Annotated in this window: 4 protein-coding genes and 1 pseudogene; 1 reads left to right on the forward strand and 4 read right to left on the reverse strand. The window is 65.6% G+C overall.

The features are described from left to right. The 4 genes and pseudogenes from AC1D00_RS38030 to AC1D00_RS38045 all read right to left on the reverse strand — a co-directional run. Nucleotides 1-139: pseudogene (locus AC1D00_RS38030) on the reverse strand (LrgB family protein); the annotation flags it as partial. Next, a complete protein-coding gene (locus tag AC1D00_RS38035; protein ID WP_027544341.1) occupies nucleotides 136-519 on the reverse strand; it encodes a CidA/LrgA family protein in 384 nt (127 codons plus the stop codon). The pseudogene AC1D00_RS38030 and the gene AC1D00_RS38035, both read right to left, overlap by 4 nt. 44 nt (nucleotides 520-563) lie before the next feature. Next, complete coding sequence (locus AC1D00_RS38040) at nucleotides 564-1,037, reverse strand: PaaI family thioesterase (protein WP_477014210.1); 474 nt, start codon at nucleotides 1,035-1,037, stop codon at nucleotides 564-566. Between the two features lie 3 nt (nucleotides 1,038-1,040). Beyond that, nucleotides 1,041-1,469 (reverse strand): acyl-CoA thioesterase, encoded by a 429-nt coding sequence (locus AC1D00_RS38045; protein ID WP_477014211.1) that lies wholly within the window; start codon nucleotides 1,467-1,469, stop codon nucleotides 1,041-1,043. A gap of 102 nt (nucleotides 1,470-1,571) precedes the next feature. Here AC1D00_RS38045 and AC1D00_RS38050 point away from each other — a divergent pair, with 102 nt between their 5' ends. Next, nucleotides 1,572-2,120 (forward strand): TetR/AcrR family transcriptional regulator, encoded by a 549-nt coding sequence (locus AC1D00_RS38050; protein WP_135176587.1) that lies wholly within the window; start codon nucleotides 1,572-1,574, stop codon nucleotides 2,118-2,120. The last annotated feature ends 23 nt before the right edge of the window (nucleotides 2,121-2,143 follow it).

Genomic DNA, 2,143 nt, shown 5'->3' on the forward strand with positions numbered 1-2,143 from the left:
GCACGGGATTGGCGAGCGGATGGCGCCGGCTCGCCAGCGACACCGCATCCGTGCTCGCATAGACCAGCAGGGTCACGGTCAGCCACAGCAGGGGGGACTGCGAGAGATAGACCCAGAGCGAGAACGGGTTGTCCTTCATCGCGCGTCCTGTTGCCTCAGGAGGCGGCTGACGAGGCGGAAGGTCAGCACCGTCGCAAGCAGCGTGACGACCACCGAGAGCGCGAGCACGAGGATGATGGCGACGCCGTGGGATGCGAGCAGATCGAGCTTCTGCACGACGCCGACACCGGCCGGCACGAACAGAAGCGACAGATGGGCCAGCAATCCCTTGCTGGCGGTCTCTACGCCGCCGTTGCGCAACGGCCCGCACGCAAGCAGCGCAAAGCGGTCGCGTGCAAGCAGCAGGATCAACAGCAGCAGCAGGCCGAGCACGGGTCCCGGCAGCGGCAGGCCGAGGCCGCGCACGACGGCTTCGCCGATCAACTGGCAGAGCAGGATGAGGCCGAGACTTGCGAGCATGACAAGCGCATCAAGAGATGCGCCGGCAGGCTTGTCAATCGCCGCTATGCACGGGGCGCACGCACTTCGGGCGAAGCAACGCGGGGCAGCATCGCCATCAACGTTCCGGTCATGGTGGCGATCAGCGTGGTCTTGCCCTCGTGCTCGGCAAAGGCCCTGGCCTCGCAGAAGGTCAGCGTGCGGCCGGGCTTGACCACCTCGGCCTTGAAGACGAAGCGCGCGCCGCGGGCGGGCGCGAGCAGCGTGGTCTTGAACTCGACGGTGAGGATATCGGCCTTGTCAGGCATCAGGGTGAAGGCGGCAACGCCGCAGGCATTGTCGAGCCCGGCCGTGATGATGCCGGCATGGACAAATCCGTTCTGCTGCGTGAATTTGGGCGAGTGCAGCATCGCCAGCTCGGCCTCGCCCGGCGCAAGGAGGACGATCGTGACGCCAAGCGTGCGCATCGCCGGCTGACCGTCGAACATGGCAATGGCCGCGGCGCGATAGCCCGGGTTCTTCGGCTCGAACGCGGTCATGGCTCAAGCCTCGGCCGGTTCGGTGAGATATCTAAGAGCGACCTCGCGGATCGCATCCTCGAACGGCGCTGATTTGCGCTTGCTTCGGTCCATATGCACGCCGGTAATCTCGCAGAAAGCGGCGATCTCGCCGGTCTCGGCATTGATCATATCGTGCCGGAAGCGGATCGATTTTTCGCGGACGTCGAGCAGATGGCTGCGGATCTCGACGATGTCGCCGGCGAGCAGCTCGCGCTTGTAGCTGATGTTCTGCTGCACGGCGGCCATGCCGCGGCCGGAGGAGCGCAAATAACTCGGCGTCAGTCCGAGGCGGGCGAACAGATTCCAGTTGGCCTCATCGAATTTGCCGACGTACCACATGATGTTCATGTGGCCGACATGATCGCACTGCCACGGATAGACCGTGCCGCGATAGGTCGCCTCCCGCTCCATCGCCATTCCCTGCCCTGCTTGTTGATCTTGATACGGTAGCGTATCAAGCGTCAGACGCGTTAGCAATACGGCACCGTATCAAGAACCGGTGAGGCTTCCTTCATGAGCGACGGCAAGGGCGATGTCTGGGTCGAGGCAGGGTTTACCGAGCTCGCCCGCTCGGGGGTCGAGGGCGTCAGGGTCGAGGTGCTCGCCAAGAACCTCGGCGTCACCAAGGGTGGCTTCTACCGCCGCTTCGCCGACCGCGCCGCACTGCTCGGGGCCATGCTGGAACGCTGGCGCGAGGGGCGCGCGGCGTCCATCGCACAGCAGACGAGCCTCGACGGGCAGGCGCCCCGCGAGCGGCTGAGGGCGGTGATCCAGCTTTATTCGGAGCGGCTCAACCCGGAGGGCATGGCGATCGAGCTCGCGATCCGGCAATGGGCCCGTTCGGACGAGAATGCCGCGGCGGCGGTGGCGAGCGTGGATGCCGCGCGGCTCAAGCACGTCGCCGAGCTCTATCGCGCGACCGGCCTCGAGGCCGAGGAGGCCGAGGCGCAGGCCTTCCTGTTCTACTGCTTCATCTTCGGCCAGAGCCTGCTGTTCGTCGAGCGCGGTCCGCGCAAGCGATCGCAGCTCGTGGCGAAATCGGCAGAGAAACTATTGGACTGAGCGGAATGGCCGGAGCTCTGCCC

It is taken from the genome of Bradyrhizobium sp. P2_E8, assembly GCF_056403875.1.

What these genes read in the sequence shown, in the direction of transcription:
- AC1D00_RS38035 (WP_027544341.1), bottom strand. Translation starts at nt 519, where the DNA reads ATGCTCGCAAGTCTCGGCCTCATCCTGCTCTGCCAGTTGATCGGCGAA.
- AC1D00_RS38040 (WP_477014210.1), bottom strand. Translation starts at nt 1,037, where the DNA reads ATGACCGCGTTCGAGCCGAAGAACCCGGGCTATCGCGCCGCGGCCATT.
- AC1D00_RS38045 (WP_477014211.1), bottom strand. Translation starts at nt 1,469, where the DNA reads ATGGAGCGGGAGGCGACCTATCGCGGCACGGTCTATCCGTGGCAGTGC.
- AC1D00_RS38050 (WP_135176587.1), top strand. Translation starts at nt 1,572, where the DNA reads ATGAGCGACGGCAAGGGCGATGTCTGGGTCGAGGCAGGGTTTACCGAG.